Source organism: Rufibacter sp. JT20002, assembly GCF_056491185.1.
Window position 1 is genome coordinate 1,034,712 of the sequence record NZ_JBSZJY010000002.1, and the last position, 25,757, is coordinate 1,060,468.

The 25,757-nt window shown below is 48.5% G+C and carries 19 protein-coding genes; 15 read left to right on the top strand and 4 right to left on the bottom strand.

The window, feature by feature from the left end; genetic code table 11:
• Window positions 1-127: 127 nt before the first annotated feature.
• Window positions 128-1,213 (bottom strand): AI-2E family transporter, encoded by a 1,086-nt coding sequence (locus ACW9SV_RS13855; protein WP_479557360.1) that lies wholly within the window; start codon window positions 1,211-1,213, stop codon window positions 128-130.
• 367 nt (window positions 1,214-1,580) lie between these two features.
• Here ACW9SV_RS13855 and ACW9SV_RS13860 point away from each other — a divergent pair, with 367 nt between their 5' ends.
• Both ACW9SV_RS13860 and ACW9SV_RS13865 read left to right on the top strand, forming a co-directional pair.
• Window positions 1,581-1,808, top strand: coding sequence for a hypothetical protein (locus ACW9SV_RS13860; protein WP_479557361.1), 228 nt, complete (start codon window positions 1,581-1,583; stop codon window positions 1,806-1,808).
• Between the two features lie 415 nt (window positions 1,809-2,223).
• Window positions 2,224-3,528, top strand: a complete 1,305-nt coding sequence (locus ACW9SV_RS13865; RefSeq protein ID WP_479557362.1) for an erythromycin esterase family protein — start codon at window positions 2,224-2,226, stop codon at window positions 3,526-3,528.
• Window positions 3,529-3,594: 66 nt separating this feature from the next.
• Here ACW9SV_RS13865 and ACW9SV_RS13870 read toward each other — a convergent pair whose 3' ends face one another.
• A complete protein-coding gene (locus ACW9SV_RS13870) occupies window positions 3,595-4,491 on the bottom strand; it encodes a cyanophycinase (RefSeq protein WP_479557363.1) in 897 nt (298 codons plus the stop codon).
• A gap of 408 nt (window positions 4,492-4,899) precedes the next feature.
• Between ACW9SV_RS13870 and ACW9SV_RS13875 the strand changes: the two genes are divergently transcribed.
• Both ACW9SV_RS13875 and ACW9SV_RS13880 read left to right on the top strand, forming a co-directional pair.
• Entirely contained in the window at window positions 4,900-5,751 is an 852-nt protein-coding gene (locus ACW9SV_RS13875) for a metallophosphoesterase (protein ID WP_479557364.1), read from the top strand.
• A 122-nt stretch (window positions 5,752-5,873) separates the two neighbouring features.
• Window positions 5,874-7,025: an NTP transferase domain-containing protein gene (locus tag ACW9SV_RS13880; RefSeq protein ID WP_479557365.1), complete on the top strand. Its 1,152-nt coding sequence runs from the start codon at window positions 5,874-5,876 to the stop codon at window positions 7,023-7,025.
• 171 nt (window positions 7,026-7,196) lie between these two features.
• On the opposite strand, the gene ACW9SV_RS13885 is transcribed toward ACW9SV_RS13880, so the two are convergent.
• Entirely contained in the window at window positions 7,197-10,268 is a 3,072-nt protein-coding gene (locus ACW9SV_RS13885; protein ID WP_479557366.1) for a beta-L-arabinofuranosidase domain-containing protein, read from the bottom strand.
• An 840-nt stretch (window positions 10,269-11,108) separates the two neighbouring features.
• Here ACW9SV_RS13885 and ACW9SV_RS13890 point away from each other — a divergent pair.
• The 9 genes from ACW9SV_RS13890 to ACW9SV_RS13930 all read left to right on the top strand — a co-directional run bounded on the left by ACW9SV_RS13890 (window position 11,109) and on the right by ACW9SV_RS13930 (window position 20,568).
• On the top strand, window positions 11,109-11,900 hold the full coding sequence (locus ACW9SV_RS13890; RefSeq protein ID WP_479557367.1) for a hypothetical protein: 792 nt from the start codon (window positions 11,109-11,111) through the stop codon (window positions 11,898-11,900).
• A gap of 658 nt (window positions 11,901-12,558) precedes the next feature.
• On the top strand, window positions 12,559-13,437 hold the full coding sequence (locus ACW9SV_RS13895; protein ID WP_479557368.1) for a helix-turn-helix domain-containing protein: 879 nt from the start codon (window positions 12,559-12,561) through the stop codon (window positions 13,435-13,437).
• Window positions 13,438-13,521: 84 nt separating this feature from the next.
• Window positions 13,522-14,121 carry a DapH/DapD/GlmU-related protein gene (locus ACW9SV_RS13900; protein WP_479557369.1) on the top strand — a complete coding sequence of 200 codons (600 nt, stop codon included), beginning with the start codon at window positions 13,522-13,524 and terminating at the stop codon, window positions 14,119-14,121.
• A gap of 144 nt (window positions 14,122-14,265) precedes the next feature.
• Entirely contained in the window at window positions 14,266-15,303 is a 1,038-nt protein-coding gene (locus ACW9SV_RS13905) for an alpha/beta hydrolase (RefSeq protein WP_479557370.1), read from the top strand.
• A 72-nt stretch (window positions 15,304-15,375) separates the two neighbouring features.
• On the top strand, window positions 15,376-16,119 hold the full coding sequence (locus ACW9SV_RS13910; RefSeq protein WP_479557371.1) for an SDR family oxidoreductase: 744 nt from the start codon (window positions 15,376-15,378) through the stop codon (window positions 16,117-16,119).
• A 110-nt stretch (window positions 16,120-16,229) separates the two neighbouring features.
• Window positions 16,230-16,733, top strand: a complete 504-nt coding sequence (locus ACW9SV_RS13915) for a cupin domain-containing protein (RefSeq protein WP_479557372.1) — start codon at window positions 16,230-16,232, stop codon at window positions 16,731-16,733.
• Window positions 16,734-16,814: 81 nt separating this feature from the next.
• Window positions 16,815-17,978 (top strand): aldo/keto reductase, encoded by a 1,164-nt coding sequence (locus ACW9SV_RS13920; RefSeq protein WP_479557373.1) that lies wholly within the window; start codon window positions 16,815-16,817, stop codon window positions 17,976-17,978.
• A gap of 169 nt (window positions 17,979-18,147) precedes the next feature.
• Window positions 18,148-18,633, top strand: coding sequence for a cyclophilin-like fold protein (locus ACW9SV_RS13925; protein ID WP_479557374.1), 486 nt, complete (start codon window positions 18,148-18,150; stop codon window positions 18,631-18,633).
• 351 nt (window positions 18,634-18,984) lie between these two features.
• Window positions 18,985-20,568 carry a GH39 family glycosyl hydrolase gene (locus ACW9SV_RS13930; protein WP_479557375.1) on the top strand — a complete coding sequence of 528 codons (1,584 nt, stop codon included), beginning with the start codon at window positions 18,985-18,987 and terminating at the stop codon, window positions 20,566-20,568.
• Between the two features lie 200 nt (window positions 20,569-20,768).
• Here ACW9SV_RS13930 and ACW9SV_RS13935 read toward each other — a convergent pair whose 3' ends face one another.
• A complete protein-coding gene (locus ACW9SV_RS13935) occupies window positions 20,769-21,101 on the bottom strand; it encodes a hypothetical protein (RefSeq protein ID WP_479557376.1) in 333 nt (110 codons plus the stop codon).
• Window positions 21,102-21,830: 729 nt separating this feature from the next.
• On the opposite strand from ACW9SV_RS13935, the gene ACW9SV_RS13940 reads away from it, so the two are divergent.
• Both ACW9SV_RS13940 and ACW9SV_RS13945 read left to right on the top strand, forming a co-directional pair.
• Entirely contained in the window at window positions 21,831-22,661 is an 831-nt protein-coding gene (locus tag ACW9SV_RS13940) for an MBL fold metallo-hydrolase (protein ID WP_479557377.1), read from the top strand.
• Window positions 22,662-23,726: 1,065 nt separating this feature from the next.
• Window positions 23,727-25,184 (top strand): tyrosine-type recombinase/integrase, encoded by a 1,458-nt coding sequence (locus ACW9SV_RS13945; protein ID WP_479557378.1) that lies wholly within the window; start codon window positions 23,727-23,729, stop codon window positions 25,182-25,184.
• The last annotated feature ends 573 nt before the right edge of the window (window positions 25,185-25,757 follow it).

The following is a 25,757-nucleotide window of genomic DNA, read 5'->3' on the forward strand; positions in this document are numbered from 1 at the left end:
TGACTTTAAAATAAAACCGCTCTTAGGTTTGTGGCAGGAAAAATCCTGCTTCAAAAGTAAAGGAGTACCTTAGAGCAAAGGTTGATCCCACTTCAGAAACAGATCAATTAAGCCCTGCCCGGTTCTATCAGCCTTTAGAAAATACGTGTTTGATTTTCTCAATCCACTCGGGCTCTTCCACGTCATCCTCCAGCAGGAACCCATAAGGGTGTAGTTTGGGGATGTGGTCGCAGACGATCCGGATGATGGCGAACAGTGGTTCAAACAAGATCATGCCGGGGATTCCCCAAATTAACTCGCCCAGCACAATGGCAAAGATGGTCATGATAGGGCTGATGTTGAGGCTACTTCCCATCACAATCGGCTCAACCAAGTTATTGTCAATGACCTGAGCCGCCACTATCACACAAACCACCGGGATTACCATGCCGGTGGAGCCACTCACAAACGCCATCAGGATGGGGAATATGCCCCCAATGATGGAGCCCACGTATGGAATAATGGTAGGCAGCACAGCGATCAGGCTGATGAGCAACGCGTTCTTTATGCCGATGATGGAGAACCCGATGGCGTAGCATATGGCCAGGAACAACATAGAAATCAGCCTCCCCACCAGGTACTGTGCCGCCACTTTGGTGATCTGCTGCAGGGTTTCTTTAGTCACCGGTTTCTCGTCCCCTGAGAAAATCTTCAGGAAAAAGGCCTCGTACTTCTCCCGCTTCCACATCAAAAAGAAAAGATACAGAATCACCAGAGCAAAGGAGGTGATGATGCCCATGGCTCCCTTCACCGCCGTGGTCAGGAACTTGTTAGCCGACTGGGAGAACTTAGCCACCTGCTCCTGCACAAAGGTAATCTGTTCCTGAGGGGCTACCCCGTACTGCTGCTGTATCCATTGCTGCACCTGGCTAATGGTCTGTTGCAGTTTGCTCTGGATCTGGGGCAAGTCATTTGAGAAACTGACGGCCTGAAGCGAGATCACCAGGGAAATGCCAGCGATAAACAGCAGGATAATAAGAATGCATAGCAAAGTGGCTGGTATCCGCCCAACCCCTCGGGCCTCAAACCAGCGGCTCACCGGCGTCATGAGCATAGAAAAGATGATGGCAAAAGCCAGCGGAATGAAAAAGACTTTTCCATAATACAAAGCAACAACCAATAGAATCCCGAAAAGCACAATGGCGTTTGCGCGGTAAATGGATACGTTTGTCATAGCTTGTATTTTATTATTCTTCAAACAGGATTAAGAGTTATTTTAAAACTTTTTTCTTCAGGAAACATCAAAGCTCTTCTCTTCTTCTAGGTACTTTTCCCTCTGGTGGCAAAGCGATTCTTCACAAGAAAAAGCCTTAAAAGAAGAGGCTGATTTTGTCACTAAGCAGCACATAGACCAATTTGTAATTAATTAAAAATCAAAAACCTATGTGTATAAACCATACTCAACAGAAAGTTTAGCCTATCTGTTTTCCATTGAATTTGCTTTAATAATTTCCCTTCTTTTTTGTGCTTTCTCCTCTAAACGTATTGAAAACTAAATCGTTAACCAATACATAGGTAGAAGTAAATAAACAAAGAAAAGCATGGAACAAGGAGCTGAAATTTTCTTAGGATTAGGACTTATAGGAATCATCTTAGGGCTGATAGGTTTGGTGCTGTACCTCTGGAGCATCATCTGGGCATACCGAGACGCTGAGCGAAGAGGAAAATCGGGAATATTGATCGCTATCATAGTAGCCTTTGTTCCCTGGCCTCTCGGCTTAGTCCTTTGGTTGCTCATTAGGCCCAATGGATACCGAAGATCCTATTGAGATTTTACAGGGTTAAAAAAAGGAGTTAAAACTCAACCTTTTTAACTCAATTTCCCTCTTCTAAGTTGAACCTGTTTTCAAAGGTCCAAGAAGGACAGAGAGGTGGAGAGTGCTTCTGCGTGGGCAATTACGTGGGCAATTATCAGATTAGCTCATTTATTGGCTTTGAAGGCAACGCTTCATTTTGGCTTCTCTAAGCAAGATTCTGTTTAGCGCCTGTTTGCAGAAAATAAGCTCAAAAGAGGAAGGTTATATAATACTTTCTCTTCTTTGCAAAAATGGATTCATTAGATTCTTCCTTTTCTACTTAAGTACATCTACCCGTTTTTAGGCTACCGGTACCCCGAGGCAAACTTGTCCTTTTCTGTCGCGTTCTAAAGGAGTTTTTTAGCGTTAAACCCTCATTCGAACGTCTATGCCTGAAACCACCTCCAAATCCACCTCAGCCCTGGCAAACTATTGCCTTCCCCTCCAGAACGCCCAAAACCTGGACCCTTTACTGGAGCGGATTGGCGATGCCAAATACGTTCTGCTTGGGGAAGCCTCGCACGGCACCCACGAGTACTACACCTGGCGGGCAGAGATCACCAGGCGGCTCATTCAGGAGAAAGGTTTTTCCTTTATTGCGGTGGAAGGTGATTGGCCTGACTGCTTTGAGATTAACAGATGGGTAAAAGCCTACCCAGGTACCAGCGATTCCATTGAAGACGTGCTTCGGCAATTTAACCGGTGGCCTACCTGGATGTGGGCCAATTGGGAGATCGCTGCCCTGGCCCAATGGCTTCGCACCTTTAACAGCAACTTACCCGAGGAGAAGCGGATTGGTTTCTACGGGTTAGATGTCTACAGCATGTGGGACTCCATGAAGATTATTGTAGAGTACCTGGAAAAGGAAGACCCAGAAGCGGCCGCATACGCCAAACGAGCCATTGACTGCTTTGAACCTTATGGAGAGGAAGAATCCTATGCCACGGCCCTGAGCTCCATGAAACCCGGTTGCCGTGAGGCGGTGCTGCAGTTGCTCTTGGAGGTGAGGCAGAACGCTGCCCAGTATGACCACGCGCCCGAAGCTGGCTTAAATGCCGAGGTAAATGCACTGGTGGCCGCTAATGGGGAGAAGTATTACCGATCCATGTCTTCCTTCAGCGATAACTCCTGGAACGTACGTGACCGGCACATGGTGGAGGCCCTGAATACCCTGATGAATTACCACGGGCCCGAGGCAAAGGTCATTGTTTGGGAGCACAACACCCACATAGGCGATGCCCGTGCCACCGACATGGCAGAACAAGGCGAAATAAACGTGGGCCAATTGGTACGGGAGCAACACAAACCCGAAGAAGTGGTTTTGGTGGGTTTTGGGTCTTATGAAGGAACCGTAATCGCCGGCCGCACGTGGGATGCGCCCATGCAGGAAATGCGGGTGCCCCCTCCCATAGAGAAAAGCGTGGAGAAAATCCTGCACCAGGCCTCCCCAGAAAACAAGTTGCTTATCTTTGACCGGGAACCCGCTTTAAAAGAATACTTCCGAGGTTGGATGGGCCACCGAGCCATTGGCGTAGTGTACCGCCCCGAAAGAGAATGGGGCAACTATGTGCCCACTAAGTTATCGGCCAGGTATGATGCTTTTCTGTACCTTGACAAAACCAAAGCGCTACACCCACTGCACTTGAGTCCTGACGGCCATAAAGCCCCGGATTTGTTCCCCTTTGGCATATAGCAAGAATAAACAACACCTCGGTTTGGGGCTCGTTTTTAAATAACTAGCCCCAAACCGAGGTGTTGTTTATTGAAGCTGGAACCTGCTGTACGATGGAACATCGTACTCTTCTTTGTCGCCCATCAAGTGTACCCGTAGACCACGTGCGGTGAAAGGCTCCCCGTTTCCTACTTCGTAAATGTTGGTTTCGGTCATGCCCATTCCGTCTACCACGGTAATCAGGCCGCTGCCTACTACTTCCAGGTGGCCACCTTGGGTAACCAGAACCGCAGTATCTTCTTCTAAGCCAATACCAATACACTCGGGGTTGGTGCAAATGGCTTGGGTGAGGCGCACAATGCGTCCTCTGGCCAGAAAGTGCGTGTCAATGGCTACGTTCTTGAGAAACTCCAGCCCCGTAGTCACCCGAACATCCCCCTTGATGATTCCTCCGTCAGAGGCTCCTTCATAAATCATTGGGGTTGACATGGCTGCCGCGCCTGCGCTGGTTCCGGCCACAATAATTTCTCTCAGGGCGTAAGATTCTTTCATGGCCACCAGCATTTCGGAACCTCCAAAAATTGCCGTAAGTCTGAGTTGGTCGCCCCCTGTAAACATGATGCCTGCCGCATTTTTGATTAACTCCACATACTCAGGCTTGTTGGCGTCTAAACGAGTACGGACATCCGCCACTTGGATATTACTGATTCCCAGACGGCTAAAAACCTCTACATAGTCTTGAGCCGATTCCTCAGGCAACATTGAGGCAGTAGGAATGATCACAATCAAGGGGTTCTCTCCTTTCAGTTCCTGCACAAACCGCTTAAGAATTTGCTCATCAATAAAGTTAAGGTTCTGCGTTTCTTTATCCCTTGATGTCTTCCCTCCTTTGTCTTCCTTTCCCCCAATAATCAACAATTTTCCCTTCGGGATGACCCTAGTCACCTTAGAATTGGGAATGCCCGCTCTTTTCTCTTTTGCCATATCTATTAGGTTAAATTTCTGTTTCTACTATTTAAAAAGATGAAAGTCCTTGGGTTATTTAAGGGAACTACCTGGCAGGCTTTTAAAAGTGAAACACATTGGGGGATAATATCTTGCGGCTAAACCAGCCACTATAGGAACGGCATTACCTCCTAAATGTTCGGACTTATGGGTAGGCTTATTATTTAGAGAAGACCCTCCTTTTCTTGAGACGGTTTACTATTGAATCAATCTTCCTAAGGAAAAAAATTGGCACATAGGTTTAGGATATATGTTGCCCCTTTACAGCCGGTTTTTGGAAGAATAAGCTTAAAACGAGAACCTGGTTCTCAAAGGGAAACTACCAGGCAAGCAACTGTCGTTTTGATTAGCCGTTTGGAGAATACGAACTGATTTTTAAAGCTCTTCATGAATAGTAAGCACATCAAATGGACGTTTGGAGCCATGACGGGGATTGCGGCTGCGGTACTCCTAGATGCCTTGGTTCTGGAAAAGTATTTCTTCGCCATCAATTCCTTTGACATAGGTGCCGGAAAAACTGGCAAGAGCCTGAAGCTGGTCCATTTAACGGATCTACATTTAAAACAGCAGTTGTTCCCGCACTACCGCAAACTGGCCCGTAAACTAAATAAACTAAAGCCGCACCTGCTTCTGATTACCGGCGACACCTTAGATGCGACAGGCAACCTAAAACCCGTAGATCAATTCTTTGCCCGGCTGAATCCTAAGATTAAAAAGGTAATCATTCCCGGCAACCATGACCATAAAGCAGCCCCAAGCCTCTCTGAACTGAAGCAGGTGCTATCTAAACACCAAGTTGATTTTCTGGTAAACGAATCCAAAGCGTATTCTTTTGAAGGCACCAGAATCATGATTACCGGCCTAGATGATTTTATCGAAGGCAAAGCGAACCTGAGAGGTGCCGTTGAAAAAGTAGGCCACGAAGAACACCACCTCCTGCTCCTGCACAGTCCTTTGCAGCAGGAAGAAACCAAATTGGAAATAGAAAAAATAAACGAGGAAAGACCACCCGAACAGAGGTTGAACATAGGGTATATCTTTGCAGGGCATAACCACGGAGGTCAGGTAAGGCTCCCGGGGTACGTACCTGTGCTTCCTGATAAATCAGGAGACTACGTAAACGGCTGGTATAATGAACAGGCACCGTACCTGTATGTGTCTAAAGGGTTCGGCACCTCCTCCATTTCGGTTCGGTTCTGGGCACGGTCAGAAATCACCGTCTTCAACTATTTTGTGTAGTTGTAGAAGAATAGAACTTATCCTATTCTTAACTTGAGCCGGTTTGATAAGCTTTTAAAGTTTTTGAAGGCTTGCGCCAACCTGGCTACCATTTATTTAAAAGAAACGGAAGGGAATAGATTTTGAAGGAACACCAAAAACACAGCGCTATCACCCGGCCAGCTTACGGCAATTTTGGTAGGTTGGAATGGGCTTTTTTGGGCACCACCTGCGGCAACATCAAAGCTTTAGCCGACACCATCATCAAGGCTTTATCACCTGATTTCAAGCTCGGCTACGTAGATGCCCACCATGCTAATGCACAGGATGACCAAGCACTGCCTGGCAGATTAGGAATGGGTGCTCACCTGGAGTACACCGATCAGATCACCTACCATCAGTTTCATTCCCGAGAACCAATTACTCACTTCCAATTCAAGCAGTTGTTCTCAAACACAGATGCGGTGCTGGTGAACGGAAACCACCAACAGGCAAAGGCACAGGTACTCATTATTGATGAAAACAAAAAAGCCTCCCTGCAGAAACGGGTAAACCAACTCACCAATGTGGAGCTGATTATTTTGGAGGGTATCAATGAGGCTGTATTTGATTTTGTGCAGGAGGCAATTCCTCACTGGCAGGAAATACCCGTTTTGCGGATAAACCAAACAGATGAAATATCAGCCTTTTTCCGAAAACAGCTCCAAAACGCAACCCCGGTTCTGAACGGTTTGGTGTTGGCAGGTGGACAAAGCCTGCGCATGGGGCATGACAAAGGAGCCATTGATTGGCACGGAAAAGAGCAGCGGTACCATGCCGCCGATCTGTTGGGGGATTGGTGCAAAGAGGTGTTTATCTCTTGCCGTGCAGAGCAGCAAACCACCTTAGAAGAAGGTTACCGGTCCTTACCAGACACCTTCACCGGCTTAGGTCCTTTCGGTGCTATCCTATCTGCCTTCCGGGAGCAGCCTGATGCGGCCTGGCTAGTAGTGGCCTGTGACCTTCCCTTAGTAGATACTCCTACTCTGCGGCATTTGGTGGAGAACAGGACCGTATCCGCTTTAGCCACGGCCTTTGAAAGCCCTCACGATGGTTTCCCAGAACCTCTGATCACCATTTGGGAGCCGAAGAGCTACCCTGCTTTGCTTTCCTTCCTCTCTCAAGGGTATACCTGTCCCAGAAAGGTCCTTATTAATAGTGCAATTCACCTGCTGAAACCACCGCACCCAGATGCCCTCCTGAACGTGAACACGCCTGAGGAATCTGAATTGGTAAAGAAAAAGTTAGCAAAATAAGGCACCTCTTTTGCTGATTTAACTGAAGAAACAACTCCCATACAAGCTGCTTTAAACAGGAAATCCGGAAAAGACCTGAAATCTGTACTACATTCTACTCCTAAACGGCTACTAACAACAAGGGGGCATCACTCGTAAAGTGATGCCCCCTTGTTGTTTTTGAGTCTAAGCCTATTTTAGTTCAACATCCAGGTAAACAGAATGTCGCCCGTACGATTCATAAAATGGTTTATACACCACCCCATCAATCGTGAACTGTAGTTGTTGAGGATCTCCTTTGATGGACTTGCTTAAATCCTCGGCATCCAGGGTCACTTTACGCCATTCTTTTCTTGCCTCGGGCTCTTGGGCAGCGAGCAAAACCGGCCCGTAGAAGAGACTGGCTATGTTCTGCTGGTCCATCACCGGGTCCAGGTGAAATTGGAAGGGCATCTTTAAGTCAATCACATCTCCATCTTTCCATTTACGGCTTATGGTCAGGTAACTTCCCGGCTTTACTTCCAGCTTTTGCTCTTTGCCATTAACCTTCACAAAAAAGCCTTTAGTAGCCCATCCTGGCACCCGCACATTGACATCAAATTTCCCGTTCCCCTTTATGGTCAGCCGGGTTTGGTCTTCCTTCGGGAAAGTGGTGGTCTGCTCTACCCTTACCTTGCGTTCGGTCCATTCCAGAGTGGAGGGCACGAATAAGTTGACGTAAAGCGCCTGATTGTCCTTACTCTTAAAGTAGATGGAGTTTTGGAGTTTGGTACTGCTCTCTATGGCGGTACCGTTGCAGCAGGTAAAACCTGTCATGTTAGGGTTGCCAAACTGCTTCGTAGACCCTGGCCTAAGCGGTACATGGTAGGTATTGGCAGGACTGTCCTCAGCTACGGAAGCCAGAATATGGTTGTACAACGCACGCTCATAGTAGTCCATGTACTCTCCTTTCTGATCAAAAAGAAACAGGTCACTGGTCAATTTGAGCATATTGTAGGTGGCACAAGTTTCGTTCTGCCCCCCGGCCGCGAAGCCGTTCTCATACAGGGTTCCCGGCTGAGCCACAAAACACTCCGCGTTGTTGGGATTTCGGGCCCCGGCCACCCCACCAATGCTGTACATATAATCATTGACCATCTTATACCAGAAGTTGTCGGCTATTTGGTAATACTCCGGATTGTTGGTGGCGCGGTAGGTTTCAATGCTCCCTACCACTTGGGGGATATGCTGGTTAGCATGCAAGCCGCGGAACAAATCCACGTTTTTAGCCAAGCCATGCGAATGTGCCGTGTCGCCGAAGAACACCCTAATATTGTCAAACAACTGCGCGGTTTTCAAGTGGTTCTGTTTACCGGTAATCCGGTACATCCGGGCCATGGCCTCATTCATGCCACCAAACTCCCCGGCAATGTAGGTATTCCACATCTTGATTAGGGTATCGGTAGGTACCTTGCTTAAGCGGGCATATACCCAATCCCCCATGCCCGAAGCGGTAGCCAGGGCTTTTTTATTGCCGCTCACCTCATACACATCCATCAGCCCGGCCAGGATTTTGTGCAAAGTATAATACGGTGCCCATACCTGGTTTTTCTGCCCCCCGTACTTGGCTCCCTTTTCCAGCATAATAAACTGATCTGGAGGATACGCGCTGATGTATCCCACTCCCCAGTTCCAGTAATCTGTCCGGATGCCCTCGTCACTAAGATCTGAGTCATACGTTGATTTCCCGGGACCATGCGGCACCGATGCCGGATCAGACACTTGTAGACCTCCTTCAGCTTTAGGGGTACCGGATAACAGAGATAGATCGTAGAGGGTGTTCACCATCTCCTCCATTTTCTGAGAAAAATTGGCCTGAAGTGCCTTGTCATACCCGGTGCCAGCATACGCTTGCGCAATGGCCGTGAGATAGTGACCGGTGGCGTGCCCTCTTAATTTGGTGTCTTGGCTGTCCCAAACACCCAAGGGCTTCGCTCCTTCGGGTTGCTTCTGGCCGAAGGCATGGCGAAACATATAGAGAAAGGAATTCGGGTCTGTTTTCACTAAGGTGTTGATGAATTTATCACGGTTTTGGGTGAATTGGGTTTGCTGGCCTCGCGCATCGGTTTTCAACGTAACCTTTCCCAATTCAAATGCGGCAAGCTTAGAATCGGGCTTTGTTACTTTTGTAGGGGCTTTTACCGTGACAAATGCCTTTGGCTGAAAAGCAGTTCCGGTCACCCGCCCTGTGATGGTGTAGCGGCCGGGTTTCAGAACAGCGCTATTGTCGGTATCAGCTGGCCACACCACCCGTACTTTGGGGCCTTTGCCTTGCAGTTCATTTTTGTAGGTTCCTGATAGGTGGCTTGGTAATCGAGGCAAATTCCCTACCTCTGTTTCCACTTCCACATCAGATACGTTTACTAAAAAAGCACTATAAAGCTGTGGCTGGTTTGGAGTAAACCGAGGAAGATCATCCTCCACCCGCTTACCCGTTGTATTTACCATTCCTTCATTAACGCCTTTGGCTTTCAGGGCATTAGAATAAATAACGGAGACTTGTCTACCTGTCAACGGAACCCGGTAAATACGAAAATCGTGCAGAAGGGCGTTCAGATTAGGATCTCCTGGCAAGAGCGATTTTCCGATGTTAAGCTGTGGTTGCTGCCCGAATACCTCTGACAACTCCCGAGGAATTTCCTTGCTTTCGGCCGCGCGTTTTCCATCTACATAGGTAATCAAAGATTTAGATGGAACATCCACCACTATGGCCAGATGGACCCACTTGTTCACTTCAACAGCTGGTGAAATAGCTCCTTTGATACTTCCTTTTTCCGCTGTGATCAACGCCTGGAAACCTTCCTGAGCTTTTGTACCAACTGGTGCCGCAAAAAAATGCCTGGCAGCATCCCTCCCAAAATCAAAGAATCGTTGGCCGGGTTGTTTTAACCGCAGGAAGACCCATCCTGAAATACTGATCGATTCTAAATCTGTTAAGGCATCCCCTGGAAGTGTGATATAGGAATTGTTTTCTCCCGTAAGCGACAAAACCTTACCAAACTTATTGTCATTAACAAAGGTGGGTTTCGAGGCTTGCGATTTAGCATGCAGAGTATTTCGGGACCAGTCCTTCAGGTCTCCGTTGAACACATAACGGGCAATCATTCCCGTTTCACCAATTCCATCCAGTATCTGGTCTCCGCTTTGTGCCTGTGCGGTATGAACGCCTTGGGTGAAAACAGAGACAAACAGGATGACATGTAAGAATGCTTTGTACATTTTCATATAATGGCCCATTTTTAAAACTAGTACTAGGGTATAAAGAGATGGATTTGAAGTGTGTTGAAATATCCGTTTAGACTTTACTTCTCGCCTTAAGCTATATTGCTTTTGTCGGTTTACATCAAGTAGAGTTTTCAACTTTATAGCCTTCAAAAGCAAAGAATTAAACCACTACAAATCAGCATGTTCTATTAAGCAACCGTTAGCTAAAAATCATTTCTAAAACTATCAAGTATCTGAGTGTTTCTATAAGCCTATTTTAGCCGATACTCATATGATATTAACAAGTGGCCTTTTCTAAGGCCGGTTAAAAGGAATTGTCTCCTCAAAAATTTTAAACCCAGAGTAAGTTATTCTTTTCAGGTATTGGTTTTACAGGTAAAACTGGGGTTGCCTTTCTTAACTATCGTAGACTGTTTGCACAAGTACAGTTAACCTTGGGGGATTTCAATTGAATATCAAAATTTGAATGATTAAGTGAGCCTCGCCTTACTCTCTCTTCAACCTGTAAATTAAAACCTTGATCCCCAGAACACATAAGCAAAGGGATTTCAAAGGGTATCCACCAACTACTTTCCCTTCCACAGAAGAGCTGTAATAACTTTTGTGTTGCTGAAAGTGAAAATTCATGCATCAGGGATAGCTCTAACAGCTAGGAAATCTTTGCAGGCATCGTAGATACATTTAGCCCCATATTATTGGTATATGTCAAAAAACAAGTTCAAAACCTTACTCATAAGTAGTTTATATGTAAATAAAAATGCTAGATTTGAATACAACCACTAAGAAAAGTTTATAAGTATGGTAAAAACTTCTACTCAATTAGTTTCAATAGCATTATTCATGGGATTCTTAGGCATTGGAGTTCCCGCCATGGCTCAAGGACCACGTATAGAGGAAGCCGAGATGGTCGTAAACGGTCTTACTCGTAAGGGGCAGCGCCTCACCTTAAAGTTAGACCGTGAGGTAGTGGAGCGTTCCTGGAAATCCTACCTGAAAGAACAGTCTGGCGGCCCGGTGAATGGTACCTCCTTCTGGCTGTTCGCCAAAGCAAAGGCCCCAAAGGGAATCTACACCGTGAAGGGGGGCGAGCTGGATACCGTCAGCAGCAACCCGATTGATATTATCTCCAAAGTGGAAGGCAGCCAAGACAGCACTCAGTTGTGGTGGTCACTTGAAGTAGGCGGCAAAAGCCTAAGCCAAGAGGCTACCCCTAAAGAATGGGATCGCAGCGCTGGACTACTAAAGCAATTTGCCCGCCACGTTTACTTAGAGGACATCCAGTCAGAGGTAGAGTATGCCGAAGATGTAGTGATTTACTCCAAAGAGGAGGCGGAGCGGATGGCGCGGCAGGCAGATAAAATCCAGGCTAAAATTGCGAAAAGGCAAGAAGAAAAATTAGCACTGGAAGCGGCTTGGGCGGCTAAAACCAAAGAGATAGAAGACCTTAACCAAAATCTACAGAAAAACCTTGAGCGGCAAGAACTAACCTTGGCAGCTAAAGAAAGAGAACTTGAGGATATGAATAAAAGACTGCAGAAAAGCCTGATTAGACAGGAGGTTGCGCAGCAGGAAATGGAAATCATGCGCCAGTCTATGGAAGCTGCAAGAGCAAAGCTTAGTGGGCTTATCTAGATCTTAACAAAGTATCGAAACAGACCGGCCCCGCAGTAGTTTACTGCGGGGCCAATCTGTTTTAAGGCTGTTTCTTCCTAAACAATGCTAAAGCTTATCTGTTCATAGAAAAACAAATAGTACTTTAGAGATACAACTGATCTAGTCAGGCCCAAATCGTTCAAAAAGGGCTTAAACCAATCCCAATTATACGCCACAGTTTTTACTTCCCTTCAATATTCTATGAATTGGAGATTGCACTACCTATGGTAAAAAAATAAGAGCTTATAGCATCCTTGAACTGGTTGAGCGGAGTTACCGTTTATTCAATAAAGCGCTTTATTGCAAACTGCTTTTTACTTAGAAGTCGCAAAGAGTTTGAGATTCATAATTTTTGGTTTGATTCTTATTTCCGCGCATCAAAGGCAAGGGTTACCTTTGTGCTGCATTATATAGTATGATGGAAGTAAGGCGTGAATCTTAAATCCTCTCCTTAACCATTTATTCGCGCATCACGTGAAGGCCTGCTGCCTTGCCTCCAGAACCTGCAGTGCCGCTTAAAATGGGGCAAGATTTCCCATTGGGTTATGAGCGCAAAGAACAGGTTTAAGGTCTTAATGGGGTAACTGCTTCTCTTGCTCAGATTGGTCTTATTAAATTGTTTTCCTTAGTTTCCGTTATGCCAAACAAAATAGAGCGTTCTATCTCCGATTTCAACAAGGATCTCAAGCTAAAGGGATTCAATGTGTTCCAGATAGAAAGCGATGGCAATGCCACCCGCATCTACAGCCGGAAGGACTTTTATAAGATCTGCCTGACCACCGGCAAGAGCGCCATCCACTACGCCGACCGGAGCTTTGAGCAGGAAGGTACCGTTCTGTTTTTCGGGAACCCGCATATCCCGTATTCCTGGGAAACCATCTCCACCAGCTACGTTGGGTATACCATCCTTTTCTCAGAGGATTTCCTGAAGCAGTCAGACCGCTCAGATAGCTTACAACTATCCCCTCTGTTCAAAATCGGTGGCACCCCGGTGCTAAAGATTACCGAAGAGCAGAGGCTGTTCCTCAACACCCTCTTTCAGAGAATGATAGAGGAGCAACGGACGGAGTACGCCCATAAGGACGACCTCATTCGTAACTACATTCACCTCATTATCCATGAAGCCCTCAAACTACAGCCTTCAGAAAATATAGACCAACCCAAGAATGCTTTGTCCCGCCTCACCTCCGTGTTCCTGGAACTTCTGGAGCGCCAATTCCCCATTGAAACCGTAGGCCGGCCGCTGCTGCTGAAAACGGCGCAGGACTACGCCACCAACCTGAACGTGCACGCCAATTACCTGAACCGCGCCGTGAAGGAAGTGACCGGCAAACCCACGTCCGCCCATATTGCGGAGCGCATCATCAGTGAAGCCAAGGCCCTGCTGCAGCACACCGACTGGAACATCGCTGACATCGCCTACGCCCTGGGCTTCGAGTACCCCTCCTATTTCAACAACTATTTTAAGCGCATGACCGGCACCAACCCCAAGGCCCTGCGCACCCAAGAGGTTTGAATTTCATAAGTATCGGTTTGATTTCCTTTACCCCCTAGGGTAATGACCGGAGTACCTTTGCATGGTAAATAAAAGGCGAAGGGAATGGAAAAGTTGGAAGAACAAGTTGTCCTGGTTCAAAGTGACAGAAACATCTTTGACAGGATGAAAGCCGGGGAGCCGATCCGGCTGGATGACCCGCAATACCATAAAATACAGGAAATAGTCACCCGAACAACAGGCTTATCTGCTGGCCTCAACGCCTCCACCAATGTGGGCCAGATACGGGAGCGGCTAAGCGAAATTATAGGTACCCCGATAGACGAGAGTACCACCGTCTTCGCGCCCTTCCACACCAATTTCGGACGGTTTACCAAGATTGGTAAAAACGTCTTCATCAATCATGCCTGCTCCTTCCTGGACATGGGTGGCATCACACTGGAAGACCATGTGTTGCTGGGCCCTAAAGTAAACCTCATCACTGAAAACCACCCTGCAAATCCAGCAGACCGGAGAGCCCTTACCTGCAAGCCCATCCTCATAAAACGGAATGCTTGGATAGGCGCGGCTGCCACCATCTTGCCCGGCGTCACCATCGGAGAAAACGCCATTGTGGCGGCGGGCGCCGTTGTTTCAAAAGATGTTCCGGCCAACACCATTGTAGGTGGTATACCTGCCAAAATCATCAAATCCATTGATGGATAACTAGTTTCTCCCCCACGGTGAAGCAAAACTTAATTGTGTAAAAAGATGAAAAGCATATCTCTTATAGCTATTGCCTTCCTTCTAGGGTTAGGACAGGCAACGGCACAGACAAACCAGAAAGTGAAAACAGGCCAATCAAAAGCCATGAAAGAAACATCTCAACAAGACCAGTATACCTTTCAATTAAACGACAAGGTTACCCGTAAGGAAGTAACCTTCAAGAACCGTTATGGGGTCACCGTTACAGGTGATTTGTATACGCCAAAAGGTTTCGCCAATCAGAAACTTCCAGCCCTGATTTTGAGTGGCCCGTTTGGGGCGGTGAAGGAGCAATCTTCGGGGCTGTACGCAAACGAGTTGGCGGCCAGGGGATTTGTGACCTTAGCATTCGACCCTTCCTTCACCGGCGAAAGCGGCGGGGAGGTGCGGAACGTGGCCTCCCCTGATATTTTCACGGAGGACTTCAGCGCAGCCGTGGATTATATCGGCTTGCTACCCTCCGTTGACCGTGACCGTATTGGGGTGGTGGGCATCTGTGGATTGAGCGGAATGGCCCTTACTGCCGCCACCAGCGACAGCCGGATCAAAGCCATTGCCACGGCCTCGATGTATGACATGTCGCGCAGCATGAGCCGCAGCCACAAAGACAGCTATACTCCGGAGCAGCGCAAGAAGGTGATTGAGTACCTGAGCCAGCAGCGGTGGGCCGATGCCGAGAGCAAAAATTATGCATTAGGCCTGCACGAAGTCCCGTTTGACGAAAACGGCAACATTGTAAAAGGTACTCGGGTGCTTCCGGAAACGCTGCCAAAGAATCCAGATCCTGTTTTAGCATCGTTTTTTGATTATTACCGCACAAAACGCGGTTTCCACCCTAGGTCCATCAACTCCACCACCGCCTGGACCGCTACCACCCCCATGTCCTTCTTCAGCTTCCCGATGGCCGCGAACATTGAGATGATCTCCCCCCGCCCCATCATGCTAATTGCGGGGGAGAATGCCCACTCACGCTACTATTCTGAGGATGTCTATAAAATGGCACCGGGGCCTAAGGAGTTGGTGATTGTACCAAAGGCAGACCACGTTGACCTGTACGACAGGCTAGATAAGATACCATTTGAAAAGCTGGAAACCTTCTTCAGGAAGAGCTTTCAGCCAGGAAGCGTTTTGCAGCCGAATTAACCAAACTGAACCCAAAACGCAAGTGGCCACATCTGATATGACCATATTACTAACATAAACCAATCTAAAATCATGAATAATATCGAAGGAAAAGTAATCGTGATCACAGGAGCAAGCAGTGGCTTGGGCCAGGAAACAGCCCGTCACCTTGCCGCAATGGGTGCAGCCGTGGCACTCGGGGCCCGGCGTGGTGAGCGGATAGAAGCCTTGGCTGAGGAAATCAACGGGAATGGCGGCAAGGCCATTGCCATAACCACTGACGTCACCAAGCGCGAGCAGGTGCAAAACCTAGTGGATGCGGCCGTGGAGCAGTTTGGCCGGGTGGACGTGGTTCTCAATAACGCAGGCATCATGCCGCTCTCACCGCTGGAGCGCCTGAATGTGGAGGAATGGGACCAAATGATAGATGTCAACCTGAAAGGGGTACTCTACGGCATCGCTGCCGCGCTTCCCCACATGAAGGAGCAGAAGTCCGGCCATATCATCAATGTCTCTTCGGTGGCCGGCCACTTGGTTTTTCATGGCTCCGCGGTTTACTCAGCAACTAAGTTTGGCGTGCGTGCCTTGTCTGAGGGGCTGCGGCAGGAGGTGAAGCCTTACAACATCCGCACCACCATCATCTCCCCAGGCGCCGTGAAGACGGAGCTTCTCGAGCACATCAGCGAAACTGACATCAAAGAGGCAAACCAAAGCTACGTAGGTCAGGTTGGGGTTACCCCCGATGCGTTTGCCCGGCTGGTTGCCTTTGCCATCAGCCAACCAGCAGATGTAGACATCAATGAGATACTTTTCCGGCCAACTGCCCAGGAACTGTAAGCCAGTAGCAGGCCTGTATCAAAGGTAGGCCTGAGCCGATTAGAAGTCACTGAACTATTTAGCCAAGCCAAATGCCATATACAGGCCGATGCATCTCAAACCGTAAAAATATGACTCGAACCAAAATTGGATCAGCAGCGCCTGTAGTGGCCTTTGCTTTGGCAGCACTTTTCACCGTTAGCTGCAATAACCAGGCTCCAGAAAATACAGGAAACGATGAAACCCAAGCCATCTTCCCTAAAGGTGAGGCAGGACCGGCGGAAAACTTTACCGGCAAAGCCTGGGCCACCAGCCTGGTAGCTAGTGACAGCACCTACAACACCTTAGTGGGAAACGTTTATTTTGAACCAGGCGCCAGAAGCAATTGGCACACCCATCCGGCCGGTCAGATCCTGGTCATTACCGACGGGGAGGGATTCCACCAGATAAAGGGCCAACCCCGGCAAACCCTTAAAAAGGGAGATGTGGTGAAATGTCCGCCCAATGTGACCCATTGGCACGGGGCTAGCCCAGAAAAGGGCATGCAGCAGATGTACATCATCCCGAACACCGAAAAAGGCATCGTGCAGTGGTTGCATCCTGTCTCGGATGAAGAATACGGCAGTTTGAAATAAACTTCTGAAAAAGGATCAATTAGCCGTGCCGTGTATAGGGTGATCGGCAAAGCTTAGGTGTTTCACGAAATGTTAAAAGCGATGGAAAAGAATAAAGGTGATCAGTCAGGTATTAAAAACCCAGATGCGTCCATACGGAGAGACTTCCTGAAGGCCGCAACCTTGTTAGGAATAGGCGCACTAGCCGCGGGACCCGTCAATAGTTTTGCCACTGCCTCTCGGGAAATGGAGAAGAAAAAAGGCTTTGGTACCATCCTGACCAAGAAACGGACGTTAGGCTCAAAGAAGAATCCGCTTGAAGTGTCGGCCATTCAGTTGGGCTGCATGGGGATGCACACAGGTCGCGGAACCCATCCCGACCATAAGACCATGGTCAAACTAATCAGGGATGCTGCGGAACGTGGCTGCAACTTTTTCGATACCGCCGAGGTTTATGGCCCCTATGTGAACGAAGAATTAGTAGGAGAAGCACTTGCACCCATCCGCAACAAAGTTGCCATCTCCACTAAGTTTGGTTTTGATATTGAGGGTAAAAGTGGCTTGAACAGTAGGCCGGAGCAAATCCTTAAGGTTGTGGACCAATCACTCAAGCGCCTCAAAACTGACCGTATTGACCTGCTCTATCAGCATCGGGTTGATCCCAACGTGCCCATTGAGGATGTGGCAGGTGCCGTAAAGGAACTTATAAAAGCCGGAAAGGTTCTGCACTTTGGCCTTAGTGAAGCAAAAGCGGAAACCATCAGAAAAGCCCATGCCGTCTGCCCTGTTACGGCAGTGCAAAGCGAGTATTCTTTTATGACCCGGCTGCCCGAAAATTTCATCTTTTCCACGTTGCAGGAACTTGAGATAGGGTTTGTCGCCTATAGTCCGCTATGCCGCGGTTTGTTGGGTGGCAACTTGACAGAATACTCTGATTTGAAAACCAATGACATTAGGGGTGCATGGCCGCGATTCCAACCGGAGGCATTACGATCAAACATCCGGATTGTCGAGGCGTTGAATGAATTCGGCAAAACAAGAGGCATGACCTCCTCTCAAATATGCCTTAGCTGGATGCTCTCAAAATACCCTTTTATCGTTCCCTTGCCTGGCACCACCAAGCTCTCGCATTTGGAGGAAGATTTACGAGCTGCAGACTTCGTATTAACCGCAGCTGAGGTAAAGGAGATTGAAGGCAAAATAGAGAAAATAGGTGTGGTGGGTGATCGCTATGATGCGCTGCAACAGGCTCGGGTGGAATACTAAGCAGTCTGATAGTCTCTCCCATTCTGATGAAAGGATACACTAAGCCATACAGGGGCTGACCAGGGATACACCTCACAGGCGGGTAGATGAATGATCAGCTATATGCCACAGGTAGCAGCGTTGACAATACAGCATCAATTATTAAAGAGGCTTTTAATCTAAAAATGCAATGAAGTTATCACTGATTATTATTTTTTCCCTTCTATTCCTTTCCGCAGGTTTTGCTTCCTGCGATGAAGATCCTTCAGAGACCAACATTCCTGAAGCAGGAAACACGAACGGAAACGACACCCTTAATCCAACAGGCAGTAAGATGAAGATAAGATTTGGTACCAGTACCTTCACGGCCACACTGTATGATAATGCTTCGGCAACCGCCTTTAAGGCCTTGCTGCCGCTGACCATCAACATGCGCGACCTGAACAGCAACGAGAAGTACTACGATTTCTCTGCCGGTCTGCCGACCAACGCGGCCAATCCTGGCACCATCAAGAACGGCGACCTGATGCTTTACGGCTCCAGAACCCTGGTGCTTTTCTACAAAACTTTCCCTACCTCCTACAGCTATACCAGGCTGGGCCGCGTCAATGATCCGGCAGGGCTTGCGGCTGCATTGGGATCAAGGGATGTTACCATCACGTTTGAACTGGAATAAAGGACAAGGGGAAATCATCGATAAAATCGGAAATGATCTACTTTTCAGGACGGTGCGCCCCAGAAATTCAACTTAGACACCTACCGCCTGATCAGGCAAAGCGAGGCCTCGAAAGCGATTGAGATCCATTTTCTGAAAAGTGAGGCAAATCCGACCGGCTTGTGCATACCTTATTTTCCCTATTTTGAGGCGCTCGTGGATGCGCTGTACAAGGCGACAGGCAAGCGGGAGGATGACCACTCCTTCCTCCAGAACACCCGGCAACCTGTTTAACCAAGACAATCCCAAAAGGCAAATAAATATTTAATGAAGAAAATTTTAAAGTCCTCACCTGGAAACCAGAAATAACGCATGAGATTTAAATTAGGGATTTGCTGCTTGCTTGCAGTGTTAGCCTCCCACACAACTGCCCTTTCCCAGAACGGAAGGAAAGGACGAAACAGAGTCATAACGGCAGACTTCCGGAAGGAAAAAGGCCCGCTCAGCCAGATGTTCAAGGAATGCATCGGTGCCGGCCGGGCAAACGAAGGCTTAAGGGCAGACTGGCAACAGCAGCTACAGGTGACCAAGGAAGAATGTGGTTTCAAGTACATCCGCATGCACGGGCTGCTGACCGATGACATGGCGGTTTACAGGGAAGACAGGAACGGCAATCCTGTCTATAACTACCAGTACATCGATGCCCTGTACGATAATATCATTGAGACAGGCATGAAGCCGTTCGTGGAGCTCGGTTTCATGCCTTCTGCCTTGGCCAGCGGGGATAAGACCATTTTCTGGTGGAGGGGGAACGTCACCCCGCCCAAGGATTACAGCAAATGGGAAGGCCTCATAAAAAACCTGACCCTTCATTTTACGGAGAGGTACGGGGCGGAGGAAGTGAAAACCTGGTACTTCGAAGTCTGGAACGAACCTAACCTGGATGGTTTCTGGGCCGGATCGCAAGCGGACTATTTCAGACTGTACAAACACGCCGCTACAGCTATAAAGAGCGTGAATGCCCAATACAAGGTGGGCGGCCCCGGCACCGCTGGGGCCGCATGGGAACCCGAGATGATAGAATACTGCCAGAAGAACGGCGTGCCGCTAGATTTCATAAGTACCCATTCCTACGGAGTTGACCAGGGCTTCCTTGATGAGTTCGGAAGCGCCGGCACTGTTCTAAGCAAAGACAGGCTGAGCGTGAGCAGGGATGTGATCAACTCGCGGAAAGAAATTTCCAACTCCACCATGCCTAACCTGGAGCTCCACTACACCGAATGGAGTTCCTCCTACACCCCCTCGGACCCGATCCATGACAGCTACCACCAGGCTCCCTACATACTGGAGAAAATGAAGCAGGTCGGGAAAACCGCCAACTCCATGTCCTACTGGGTATTCACGGATATTTTCGAGGAAGCCGCGCCAAGGGTCACCCCCTTCCACGGAGGGTTCGGCTTGATGAACACGCAGGGCATCAAAAAGCCCGCTTACCATGCCTTCTCTTTCATGAACAAACTGGGCGAAACGGAGTTGGAAAATGCCGATAGCTTGTCCTGGGTGTGCAAGAGCGGCAACGGCGATATGCAGGTTTTGCTGTGGGACTTTACCTATACCCTTCCTGTTAAAGTTAACAACCAGGATTACTATGTAAAGGATCTGCCTTCAAAAAGCAAAGGAATGGTGACGGTTGACCTTTCCGGAATACCTGCGGGGGATTACTACCTTGAAACTTATAAAATAGGATATAAGCAGAATGATCCCTACACAGCCTATTATCAATTGAACAAACCGAGCCAGTTAACCAGAGAACAGGTGGCTTTCCTCAAAAAGCAAAGCGATGGAAGCCCTCTCTCCTCAGAGTTGATCAAGATTGGGGCCTCTGGGCAATTCAAAAAAGAAGTTCCGTTGAGAGAAAATGATGTTTGTCTTTTCTCCCTCCGGAAATTACCATAATCCGTTTTGTAAGACCGGGTCTCTGCTCCTTTATGAAAATATGAAACCTACCTTCTTGATAATACTTCTCTCTTTGTTTGCCTATACACTAAATGCGGAGAGCCAGGGAAAAACAAAGAAGGAAACAGTAGAGGTTTTCTAAATCCTGTAATCTAGGCGGATTACATAAACTATAGAATTCTGCGGAATGGGAACGATTATTATATCGTTCCCATTCCGCCATTAAAATCACCCCGACCAAATCTTATGGCATTCAAAGGATTAAACCAGCGACCAGAGCTAAGCACAAATACCTGGGGAATGTGTGGGCACCCCAATTGGTGAAACACGGCATCCAGTTTAGTCAAGACAATCCCAAAAGGAAAAACATACTCTATGAAGAAGATTTTAACGGTTCTCTCCATGGTTGGGGTTCTCACGACCTGCGGGAAAAGTGGGGAAAGTTCTAGTTCTCCCCAGGTTAATAGCACTACCCGGCCTGCCACCCCAGATTGGGCCAATCTGCTAGGCGTCATGATGAGTGATACTTCCAATGCGGCTTCCTACAGTTTGAACAAACAAAAATAGTAGCGGCGTTTTCCCTATGTTTTTTTAAAACTAACTAGAAAACCAGCATGGTCTTCTGGGTTTACCTGTTAACCCTTATCTATTATAAGGTGAGTAAGACTCACCTTATAATAGATAAGTAAGTTGGGGTCTAATGCTCTACTGAAATCCTCAAGAGCTGTAGAAACATAGAGGGTACTTTCCTTTAACCATGGACAACGCCGATTGCTTTTAAGGCAGGAGAATAGCTGCAAAGAAGACCCTCTACTTGTCTGCATGCAACGAATATAAAGCTGTTAGAAATTGGTGGAGTTTGGTTAAAATACTAGATGAATCTTTAAGTTTGAAACTCATTGCAATCCTACCATGTAGAATGCCGTTCAAACCTTTTAGGCGACCACTTCTTCTATTAGCATAGAAAGTACAAGAACCTCAGAATGAAAAGGAAAAATATTTTATGTTTTATAGCCGTAGCACTGCTCCTCGCTTTAGGCGTAACCGGTTGCTATGTAAATAACCAGCTTGGCAAAGTAGACTCCCAAGATGAGCGCAAAAGGGAATATTCCAAAATCCCTTATTATTCACCTGGGAAAGATGAATTCGTTAGCCCCAAAGAGATAGTCTATTACGCTGATAAGGTAACTGGGGGAAACTCTGGTTTTGCAAGATTTTTCAAAACCTCTCCCAATGCCCCAAAGTCTGAGTTGCCGAAACGCATGCTTACGAAAAAGGATTTTCCGGAAGTACCTTCGTCTTATGCGGCCTATTGGTTAGGGCATTCCACAGCTATCATTGAACTTGACGGGCACCGTGTTTTAATTGATCCGGTGTTTGGGAACGCGGGTCCTTTACCTATGATCGCCAAAAGGATGAGTGTGTCTCCATTGCTTCGGGAAGAACTCCCAAACATTGATGTTGTCATCATCACCCATGACCATTATGATCACTTAGAAGCAGAAACCATTAAGTTTTTGGCTGATAAGGACATCCAGTTCATCGCACCGCTGGCTGTGGGGGCCAGGTTACAGGGCTGGGGAGTCCCGAAAAACAAAATCAAAGAACTTGGTTGGTACCAATCTGTGACACACGGATCACTGAATATAACAGCCTGCCCTACGGTGCATTACTCAGGAAGAAGTTACAATGACAGAAACAAGACTCTATGGGCTTCCTATGTAATCAAGGGGAAAGAGAAGAACGTGTACTGGAGCGGCGATACGGGCTATGGAGAGCATTTCAAGGAGATTGGCAGCAAATACGGCCCCTTTGACCTAGCTTTTATGGAGATAGATGCGTGGAACAATGGATGGCCAAACACCCACCTTTTCCCGGAGCAGGTTATCAAAGCTTGCCAGGATGTAAATGCCAGAATCTTGTTCCCAATCCATTTCTCCACCTTTGATTTAGCCTTACATCCATGGGATGAATCTATCAATATGGTGGCTGATTTGGCCTCAAAGAACAACATAGAAATGGTAACGCCCATAATGGGGCAGAAAGTAATACCGGGAGAAACAAAAACAACAGAATGGTGGATTCTTAAATAGATGTATCAGATTAGGGTGGCTGCCTTTGATTGCGAAGTTCTAGAGATCAGGAAAAGTGCGTTCGGGTAGACTTATGCGAATGAATTTTTACTTCAAAATAATTTTACATCAGCTATCCCGTCTGCTGCCTGTTTGACGAATTCCTGTCACTTACTTTCGCTACATGTTTTGCAGATACCAGAAATGAAGTACCCTATAAAAGTATCATAAGGTGCTTTAGGTGAGTTGTTGGGCCAAAGGCTTACGCGAGGGAGTGGCCGCTCATTTCTAATAGGTAAAAAGTTGCAACAAACGCTTTTAAGAGGATTGCACTTCTTGCACTTTCTGCATTACTGAAGTCAACTAAAGAAGCAAACCAGTAAAAACATACCCACCCGGTCTGACCCAAAGTATTTCCATCGGGGCGACTACGCCCCCGCCTATATGGCATAAGGCACGGGTGTAAACCTAAGTTGCCCTTGGGGATTACCACCCCAGGTAGGCTCAGCCAGGGATGTTTCGCCACTTCGCTGCGTCTTCCCCCAATCCACGGCTTCCCCATCCCTAATCCGAAAAGAGGTTGCCCCTATCTTTCCATGTAGGCCTGGTGGTTAACGATGAGTACCTTCTCCCCCTCCAGCAGCAGGTAACCGTAGTCGTAGCAGAAATGGTACGTGTTGCCCTTCTGGGTGCGGTAGAAATGGGTGAGGTAGCGGAAGTCGAAGCCCGCCTGCGCAGCGCCTCGCGCCGGAGGGTGGTCTTTCCCTCCGGGCTGAAGCGTTGCAGAATCTGCCGGTTCCGCCTTAGAGCGTTGTTTACTTCCCGCATGGCCCGCTCCCCGCGGTCCTGCAGCTTCCGCTGGTTCCCGTACCTTGCCCGGCACTGGTCGGAGCAGAATTTCTTGTCGGCCCTGCCCGCGATGGGCTCCCCGCAGTGGCCGCAGACTTTCGCCTTAGTCTCCATACCCGCTGTTTATCCGAATATACCCGCCTATATCCGGGTTATCCGGATACTTACGGACATATACGGATAGTTTACGGCTAAGGCTTAGGCAGACGATATCTTAGTCTTTAGAGCCAAAGAACTATGTACCAACACACTACCTCCGCCCCTACCTTATACCTCAACCCCCTGGAGCACGGGGGCAGGGAGTTCATCCGCATCTGGCACAAGCCCGACCCCCGCATCTCCAACAGGCTGAAAGAGAGCGGAGCTGCCAGGTACAGCAAGACCTACAAGTGTTTCGTGGCGCACCGGACCCCGCAGGCCATCGAGCGGGTGTCTACCAAGGCTTTCCAGGGGATAGCCTTGGTAGACACCCGCTTCCTGAACCGGCCCAAGCGGCTAAGGCCGGAGCTGGGGGCCGTGGTAAGTGAGGAAAGCAGGCAGGGCAAGCCGCTAGGTAAGCTGCCAGACCTGCCGGTGGTGCGCCTGCAGCCTCTGCTGCACGGAGGGAAAGAGATGCTGCAGGTCAGTTTCGCCTATAACGCCGGTATCTACCGGAAGCTGAGGGAGGGTGGTCCTTGCAGGTGGCTCACGGAGCAGCGGTGCTTTGCCCTAGGGCCTTGCTCGGGGGATATGCACCTCCTGTTAGACAGTTTGGGAGACGTAGCCCAGGTCTGGCTTGCCTCTACGGTGCGGGTAAAAGACATGTCGGTGATGCGGAGGCTTTGGGAGCAGACCTACCCTAAGAACACGGGCTATATCTCCTGCCCGCTACCCTACCTGGAGAAGCTGCAGCTGCTGAACTACTCTATGTCTACCATCCGCACCTACCATTCCTTGCTGGTGCGTTTCCTGAACGCCCACCAGGAACAGGGGCTGAGGTCCGTCAACGCCTTCTCCGCCAAGGAGATAAACCGATATCACCGTGATATGGTGCAGAGCCAGGCGTACTCCTTCTCCTTGGTCAACCAGAGCATCAACGCAGCCAAGTTCTATTTCCAGCGGTTGCTGGGCCGCCCCGGTCTGGACCTGACGCAGGTGGAGCGCCCGGGAAAGGCCGAGCGTCTGCCTACTGTGCTGAGCAAGGGGGAGGTGGCCAAAATTCTCTCGGCCACCGATAACCTGAAGCACCGCTGTCTGCTCCAGCTGCTCTACGCGGGTGGCCTACGGATCGGCGAGGTAATCAACCTAAAAATTACAGACGTTCAAAAAGACCGTAACCTGCTGCTCATCCGGGGCGGCAAGGGGAAGAAGGACCGCACCACGCTGCTCTCCAAAAGGGTGCTGGGTAGCCTGAGAACCTACTACCGGGAGTACCGGCCGAAAGTGTGGCTTTTTGAGGGGCCCCAGGGCGGGCAGTACACCGCCGACAGTATCCGCCACGTGTTCAACGCCTGCCTGGCTAAATCGGAAATAAAAAGAAAGGTGACGCCCCACTCGCTCCGCCACTCCTTCGCCACCCAACTATTGGAGCAAGGGACGGACCTGCGCTACATTCAAGCCCTGCTGGGCCACAGGTCCAGCAAGACCACCGAGATTTACACCCACATCACCAGCCATGCCCTGGAGGGCATCGTAAGCCCGCTTGACAATCTATGAGCAATGGCTATATTAGCTGAAGTAAATATCGTTGAAAATAGTATGTTCCGGCTCTATTCGGGAACAGGGTTCGGTGTGAAGGGCTGTGGAAAGCAGTAATGTGTGCTCCAACCAAAGTGCCAATAACCGGAACTGCTCCTTATACACTGTAGTTAGGTCTAATTTTAAACATGAAGAACCGTTCTCGCTTTGCAGGAAAAAGAATCAGCACGCGTAGCAGAAGAGGAAAAACGGAATCAGCCAAAGTAGAAAATTAGCTTAGCAAAAGTTTGGGAACGCACCTCGACTTTGACCAGCGAAAGTTGCAGAAGAGGAATTGACGCTGCGTATGCGCAAAAAGAATTTATCTTCAATGCGCGCAGACCGACAGAATGCGTTTTCGGCCTGTTTTGCGGAAAAGAAGGCAAAAACAGAAAACACCGGTTGCGCTCGGCAAGCTGTTTTCGGGCTCATTTTTGAAAATCAGGCTAAAAACAGAAAGAAGACGAGCAGTCATAGCAGAGAAAAAACTAGACCTAACAACGTGTAAACCTCACCTCGGCCGACGGCCTTCGGCGTCGTTTACACAAGTCC